Origin of the sequence: Clostridium sp. 1001270J_160509_D11, from assembly GCF_015667935.1 — a bacterium.
GTDB lineage: Bacteria > Bacillota > Clostridia > Peptostreptococcales > Peptostreptococcaceae > Intestinibacter.
The window spans coordinates 1-7,865 of the sequence record NZ_JADPET010000137.1; the positions used below are offsets into that span (position 1 = coordinate 1).

The 7,865-nt window shown below is 29.5% G+C and carries 7 protein-coding genes; 3 read left to right on the forward strand and 4 right to left on the reverse strand.

The annotated features are described in order from the left end of the window. Positions 1–230: 230 nt before the first annotated feature. Positions 231–1,316, reverse strand: coding sequence for a hypothetical protein (locus tag I4U58_RS11300; RefSeq protein WP_195931452.1), 1,086 nt, complete (start codon positions 1,314–1,316; stop codon positions 231–233). A gap of 169 nt (positions 1,317–1,485) precedes the next feature. Here I4U58_RS11300 and I4U58_RS11305 point away from each other — a divergent pair, with 169 nt between their 5' ends. The 3 genes from I4U58_RS11305 to hydE all read left to right on the forward strand — a co-directional run bounded on the left by I4U58_RS11305 (position 1,486) and on the right by hydE (position 4,460). Then, positions 1,486–2,220 (forward strand): HAD-IB family hydrolase, encoded by a 735-nt coding sequence (locus I4U58_RS11305; protein WP_195931453.1) that lies wholly within the window; start codon positions 1,486–1,488, stop codon positions 2,218–2,220. Positions 2,221–2,247: 27 nt separating this feature from the next. Then, the gene (locus I4U58_RS11310; protein ID WP_195931454.1) at positions 2,248–3,219 is read left to right on the forward strand and encodes a hypothetical protein; all 972 of its coding nucleotides are present in this window, start codon (positions 2,248–2,250) and stop codon (positions 3,217–3,219) included. Positions 3,220–3,410: 191 nt separating this feature from the next. Continuing rightward, positions 3,411–4,460: a [FeFe] hydrogenase H-cluster radical SAM maturase HydE gene (gene hydE, locus I4U58_RS11315; protein WP_195931458.1), complete on the forward strand. Its 1,050-nt coding sequence runs from the start codon at positions 3,411–3,413 to the stop codon at positions 4,458–4,460. Positions 4,461–4,759: 299 nt separating this feature from the next. On the opposite strand, the gene cysK is transcribed toward hydE, so the two are convergent. The 3 genes from cysK to I4U58_RS11330 all read right to left on the reverse strand — a co-directional run bounded on the left by cysK (position 4,760) and on the right by I4U58_RS11330 (position 7,674). Next, on the reverse strand, positions 4,760–5,689 hold the full coding sequence (cysK, locus tag I4U58_RS11320) for a cysteine synthase A (protein WP_195931455.1): 930 nt from the start codon (positions 5,687–5,689) through the stop codon (positions 4,760–4,762). A 47-nt stretch (positions 5,690–5,736) separates the two neighbouring features. Next, positions 5,737–7,047 carry an O-acetylhomoserine aminocarboxypropyltransferase/cysteine synthase family protein gene (locus tag I4U58_RS11325; RefSeq protein ID WP_195931456.1) on the reverse strand — a complete coding sequence of 437 codons (1,311 nt, stop codon included), beginning with the start codon at positions 7,045–7,047 and terminating at the stop codon, positions 5,737–5,739. A gap of 192 nt (positions 7,048–7,239) precedes the next feature. Next, complete coding sequence (locus tag I4U58_RS11330) at positions 7,240–7,674, reverse strand: Rrf2 family transcriptional regulator (RefSeq protein ID WP_195931457.1); 435 nt, start codon at positions 7,672–7,674, stop codon at positions 7,240–7,242. Positions 7,675–7,865: the final 191 nt, after the last annotated feature.

Here is a 7,865-nt window from a genome sequence, read left to right on the forward strand (position 1 = left end):
TTACATAAAAAAACAGCTCCTATATATAAATATAGGAGCTATTTTTTCATCACTTTAAAGGGCTATTTTGTTAACCTAAATTAACTACTGAAATAATAGTAACATATTTTATAAGGATTATCAATATAATTTGATACTAATTCTCATTTTTTGTTAATATTTTTTATTTTAAGAAATAGATAGCCATTTTCAATTCATAATATTTTATCAAAATATTTTCTATATATTTTTTAATCTTCTATAAAATAATAAAAATCATCACAACCAGATTCAGCAAAATCATATAATACATTTTGCTCAAAACACATTGCATCATCAAATGATATATAATCTTTGTAGTTTGCTATTAACAATTTGTTTATATAATCTCTGTCTCTTTTTGAATAAGTTCCAACATATAATTTATCTTCCATTACATAATAAACTGCTTTTAAGTCATTATTTATTACATATACATTTTGTTTTACATGATTGTTATTAAAGTTAAATCTAGTGAAGAATGTCCCCTCGTCTAAATGGCTTTTCATCATAAAAGGATTATCTATATAGAACTTGTCCACAAACTCGTCGTATTCTTTTAAATTATAAATATCTACAAACTCATTTTTAGATATTTCATCAAATACTTGGAAATCATAAAGTGGCTGTTTATCAGTAACAAATATTGATTTTACTTTGTATTCATCATTCTCTTTTTCTATATTAAATGCGATTTTACAGACATAATAACCATCGCTATCTTCATAAATTGGCTTACTTATATATCTGCCATTACCTTTTTCATAAACTGTATTTTTAAGAAGTGTTCCATTTATATTAGTAATATGCATATATGCAGTTTCTTCATTTTCACAGAAATATCTAAGTGCTTCTCTATCCCACGCAATAAATCTCATAGTCATGAAGTTTATAAATTCTACTTCGCTAGTCACTTTTCTGCATAAAATAGGGAACATCTCTTCCATTGTAACTTCTGTTTCGTAATTTTCTATTATATTCATATAATACTCTTCACCATCTGGAAGTGGCTTTTCATATTCTAAATTTTTGCGTCCAAAGTATTGGATTAAAAATAGAGCTCTATCTTCAGATATAAATATTCTATTTTCTCCTAATCCCCCCATTAATCGCTCTTCTTCCATATATGCTTCTTGTTTTGTAGGATTTTCTAATCTTACATAATCACAAAAACCTAACCCTTCACAATCTAAAAGATAGTATTCAAATACTTCGTTATTTTCATCGCTATATTTTGTAATAAGTCCCATACTTCCCATAAGTCTAGACCTTGTTATTTTTGCATATTCAAAATTCATATATTCTCCTCTCTAATCTTATCTAAAAAGTCTTTATCTTTAATTATTAGTTCTATTTTTAAATATAATACAACTATAATATATCATTTTAATTATATTTTATAGTCTTAGTATATTATTTACACAAAATATAATATAATATAAGAAAGCATAATTAGGGGTGATCTTTATGAAAAATACAGCAGCCTTTTTTGATATCGACGGTACAATCTATAGGGATTCGCTTATGGTTGAACATTTCAAAAAACTGATTAAATATGAAGTTGTTGATGAAAAAGCATGGGTTGACAATACGAGAGACATTTTTATGACTTGGGATAGAAGACAAGGAAATTACGACGATTATCTTCTAAACTTGTGTGATTTATATGTTAAATCACTAATGGGATTAGATAAATCAGCAATAGATTTTGCAACAGACCAAGTAATCAAATTAAAATCAGAAAGAGTTTATACTTATACTCGTTCTAGAATTAAGTGGCATTTATCACAAGGTCATAAAGTTATATTTATCTCTGGTAGCCCCGATTTTCTAGTAAAAAAAATGGCGGAAAAATATAATATTACAGATTATCGAGGCAGTATATATGTATTTAAAGATAATGCATTTACTGGTGAAGTTATCCCAATGTGGGATTCTGTAAGCAAAAATAAGGCTATTGATGAACTTGTTGAGAAGTACAACTTAGACTTAAATCAATCATATGCTTATGGAGACACAAACGGTGATATTAATATGTTGAGACGAGTTGGTAATCCAATTGCCATAAATCCTACAAAGGAGCTTTTACTTCACATAAATCAAGATGAGACCTTAGCAAAAACTACTAAAATTATAGTAGAAAGAAAGGATATAATCTACTCTCTTGATCCAAGTGTGAAATTATATGAAAATGATTTATAAAATTTAATCGAGGAGGATTAATTAATTATGAAAAAAATATTTAATATTATAGAAATACTTAGCGATTTAAAAGATTTAGAAAAGAAAATCTATCTAGATTCTCCAGAAGTATTTGTTGATTTTGCGGACAGAATTTCTGACAATAATCTAGATGAAATGGTTCTTTTCTTTGCAACTAAATACGACTATCTTTCAATAGTCAAATTCATTTTAGATAATGATATAATCAACTTGAATAATCCTTCTAAAAATCAAGAGTATGCTACTATAAAAGAACATATTTTAGCAGCTGCAGTACAATTTAATGCAAAAGATATTTATGATTATATATTAAACTTCGATAGTTCTAATAAAAATAAAGAAGAAAGTAATCCTGAAGATGAATTAGAAACTTTCTTAAAAACTATGGGAGAAAAATTATCTGATTTATGCGGTCAAGTTGACTTAGGTGGAGCTTATTATGGTGGTCAAAGTGAACAACCAAAAAAAGAAGAAAAAGCAAAATCTACTCCTAATAAAACTGATAAAACTGAAACTGTTAAAAAATCAGAAGATACTAAAAAAGAATCTACACCTACTGAAAATACGGATACAAAAGAAAATACTACTATAAATGGATATGAACCTAAATTCATATGTCCTAATTGTAGTTGCAACATCTTTGAATCTGGTTATTCAACTGTAGAAAAGGTAAATTATAAATATTCTAAAGATGGTAAAGGATTAGTAGTTACATCAAAAGAACAAGAAAATGGAGTAAATTGTTCAAAATGTGGATACACTATAGAACAGTTAAATCCTGCATTTTTGGAAAATATATGCACAGTTCAAAACTGTAAAAAATGTGGTAAAGACCTTACTGCTGCAGGTATAGTTACAAAAATGAAAACTGAGTACGATAATGAATCAAATAGTTTCATAACATCTAAAAAAAGTTTCCACTGTGCTGAATGTGATACTGAGTTAACTGATTACCAAGTTAATTACTTTAAATTATAAAATTAATTATTAAAAAATAACTTTTTATACGAAACTGTGAGTTAAATAATCTATTTTTCTCACAGTTTTTTTGTATTCACCTTAATTTCCATAATTTTACACACAATATGTTTTTATGCTAAAATATAAGTAATTCCATACTTTCCAAGTATGAATTTTATATTTTATTTTAAAGGAGAAGTTTTATGAATATAAGAAATTTAATCGATAAACTGGCAGATACACATATATTAACTAAGGAAGAATTAGTTTATATAATAAAAAATATAAATGATGAAGATAGAAAATATCTACATAAAAAAGCATCCTGTCTAAGGGATAAATACTATAGCAATAAAGTTTATTTAAGAGCTTTAATCGAGTTCACTAATTATTGTAAAAACGACTGCTATTATTGTGGAATTAGAAAATCAAATAAAAATGCCGACAGATATAGACTCTCTCTAGATGAAATTATGGAATGTGCTGATATCGGTCACACTCTTGGATATAATACTTATGTTTTACAAGGTGGCGAGGACCCATATTTTACTGATGATAAAATTGTAGAAATCGTAAAATCAATAAAATCCAAATATCCCAATTGCGCAGTTACACTATCTATAGGTGAAAAAAGTTATGAATCATATAAAAAATACTATGATGCAGGTGCAGATAGGTATTTACTTAGACATGAAACTGCAAATGAAGAACATTATAAAAAACTTCACCCAGGATGTATGTCACTCCAAAACAGAATTCAATGTTTAAGAAACTTAAAAGAAATCGGTTATCAGATAGGTGCTGGATTTATGGTTCATTCTCCTTATCAAACACCAGAAATTTTAGCAGAAGATTTGCTATTCTTAAAAGAACTGGACCCACATATGGTTGGAATAGGCCCTTTTATCCCACATCACGATACTCAATTTAAGAATGAGCCTGCAGGTACTGTTGAGGAAACTACACTAATGCTATCATTAATTAGATTATTACTTCCTACTTGCCTATTGCCAGCAACTACAGCCTTAGGAACAATAGATCCAGTAGGTCGTGAAAAAGGATTTGATGCCGGCGCTAATGTTGCCATGCCAAACTTATCACCTACTTCTTCTAGAAAAAAATATGAACTTTATGACAATAAAATATGTACAGGAGATGAGGCAGCAGAATGTCGCCACTGCATCGAAAATAGAATAAATATTGCGGGATATGTACTAGATATGTCTCGTGGAGATAATATAACTTGGTCAAGAAAATAATATAATTAAAAGCTAACTATAGACTGTATTTTTGTTTTAGTTAAAAAAATTCGCTTCGCTCATAGCGCCAACGAATTGAAGATTCCATTGCTTTAGTTAATAGGTTAGAAATTAAAAAAATAGCTGGAATAACTTAAATTTAAAGTTATATTCCAGCTTTTATATTAGTTATTATACTTGTATTTTATATACTAACTAAGGGATACCATTTTTATAAGTTATCCTGGGGATATGGCAAGCCTTTGGCCTGACTTGCCATAGTGAGTTTTTCACTTTGTTAAGAGTTATTTTATATAAATCTATTCAAATAAAGTTGTTGATAAATATCTTTCACCAGTGTCTGGTAATAAAACAACTATATTTTTGCCTTTGTTTTCTGGTCTTTTAGCTAGCTCTGTTGCAGCGTAAATTGATGCACCAGATGATATACCAACCAACAAACCTTCTGCTTTTGCTACTGCTCTCGATGCATTAAAAGCATCTTCATTTTCAACAGGAATTATCTCGTCTACTATATCTAAATCTAAAACTTTAGGTACAAATCCTGCACCTATACCTTGAATCTTGTGAGGTCCTGGTTTATGACCAGAAAGTACTGCTGATGTAGCTGGTTCTACTGCAACTATTTTTGCATTTGGATTTTGAGATTTTATATATTTTCCTATACCAGTAACTGTTCCTCCAGTACCTACACCTGCAACAAATATATCGACCTTTCCATCTGTATCTCTCCATATTTCTGGACCAGTAGTTTCAAAATGGATTTTAGGGTTAGCTTCATTTTCAAATTGTTGTGGAATAAATGCATTTCCATACTCTTCTTTTAACGCTTCTGCTTTTGCAATAGCACCCTTCATTCCTTCTACTCCAGGTGTTAATACTACTTCTGCTCCTAATGCAGAAACTATTCTTCTTCTTTCTATACTCATTGTTTCTGGCATAGTAAGTATTAAACGAAGACCTTTTGTTGCAGTAACAAATGCCAATCCTATACCAGTATTTCCACTAGTAGGTTCTATTATTACTGTATCTTTATTAATTTTACCTTCCTTAATAGCAGTTTCTATCATTGCATTTGCAACTCTATCTTTTACACTTCCAAGTGGATTGAAGTATTCAAGTTTCGCTATTAAATTTGCTTCTAATTTATTTTCATCTCTATAAGTTCCAAGTTCAAGTAAAGGTGTATTTCCTATTAAATCAGTTAGTTTTTTAGCTATTTTAGACATTTTATTTTCCTCCTAAAGATCTTTCAATCTTTTTATCTATATATCTACTATTTAACAGATTTAAATGCTTCTTCTAAATCTTGTATAATGTCATCAATATGTTCTGTTCCTATTGATAAACGTATAGTATTTGGTTTTATACCTTGTTCTAATAATTCTTCTTCACTTAATTGTGAATGTGTTGTAGATGCTGGATGTATTACTAATGATTTAACATCTGCCACATTAGCAAGTAATGAGAATAATTCAAGATTATCTATAAAATCTTTTGCTTTTTGAGCATCTCCTTTTATCTCAAAAGTAAATATTGAACCTGCACCATTTGGGAAGTATTTTTTATATAATCTTTGTTGTTCTGGATCATCTGTTATAGATGGATGATGAACTTTTTCAACTTGTGGATGATTATTTAAATATTCAACAACCTTTAATGCATTTTCTACATGTCTTTCAACTCTTAGTGATAAAGTTTCTAATCCTTGTAAAAATAAGAATGCATGGAATGGTGAAAGTGTAGCTCCTGTATCTCTAAGTAATATAGCTCTTATTTTTGTTACAAAAGCTGCTGGTCCAACTGCTTTCGTAAAGCTTACTCCATGGTAACTTGGATTTGGGTCAACTAAGCTTTGGAATTTGCCAGATGCTTCCCAATCAAATTTTCCTCCATCTACTATTACTCCACCGATTGTTGTTCCATGACCTCCTATAAATTTAGTTGCAGAATGAACAACTATATCTGCACCATGTTCTATTGGTCTTATTAAATAAGGTGTTCCAAATGTATTGTCTATCACTAGAGGTATTTTGTGGTCATGTGCTATTTTTGATATTGCTTCTATATCAACTACATCTGAGTTTGGATTTCCTAATGTTTCTATAAATACTGCTTTCGTATTTTCTTTTATTGCATTTTCTATGGCTTCTTTATCCGCTGGGTCAACAAAAGTAGTTGTTACACCGTATTCTGGGAATGTATGTGCTAAATAGTTATATGTTCCCCCATAGATATTATTAGCTGCTACTATATGATCCCCATTTTGAGCTAAGTTTTGGAATGTATAAGCTAGTGCTGCTGCTCCTGAAGCTACAGCTAATGCTGCTACCCCACCTTCAAGTGCTGCCATTCTTTGTTCAAATACATCTTCTGTTGGATTAGTTAATCTTCCGTATATATTCCCTGCATCACTTAATCCAAATCTCGCAGCTGCATGGTCACAGTTTTTAAATACATATGAAGATGTTTGGTATATTGGAACTGCCCTTGCATCTGTAACTGGGTCTGGTGATTCCTGACCTACATGAAGTTGTAATGTTTCAAATTTTAACTTTCTATCTTTTCTACTTATTTTATTTGACATTTTGTTATCCCCCTGTATATAAATATTTATTTTAATCTTTATATTTTCCATTTCCTACCTGTTTGGTATGCTTTAATAGTAGTTCATAAATCCTACTATGTCAATATGAAATATGGTATTTTTTTACATTTAAATTTTTACACAAAAAAACCGCTTAAAATCTTAGTTATTTTAAGCAGTTCTATATATTTCTTAAATAATATAATTATTATTTTTATTTATTTGCCATTGAACCAAATCTTCAAGTGTCACATTGTCGACAACATCACTTATAGCCTTATCTAACATCTTCCATAGCTCCAATGTAGCACATTGTGCTTGTCTACTACATTGATTTATATCATCATCTAAACATGCTACAGGACTTAAACTTCCCTCTGTTAATCTAAGTATCATCCCCGCTGTATATTCTCTTGGATGTCTTGCTAGTCTGTGACCTCCTTGAGGACCTCTAACACTTTTTATGTACCCAGCTCTATTTAGTATAGATATTATTTGTTCTAAATATTTCTCAGAAATCTCTTGTCTTTTAGCAATGTCTTTTATTCTTATACATTTCCCCTCGTCATTTATTGCCAAGTCAATCATTAGACGTAATGCATATCTTCCCTTTGTTGAAATTTTCAAATTACCCATCTCCTTAAAAAATATTTTACCCTTAAAAAAATAAGTTTTTTAACTTAACAAACCTTTGTTTCGTATATTATTATTTAGTATAACATATTTTTTTGAACAAACAAAAAGGACCCATATATTTTTTTTGGAGGGCCAACTTTTTCTGCAGCTACTGCCCCTGCATCTACTGATGCTTTAACAGC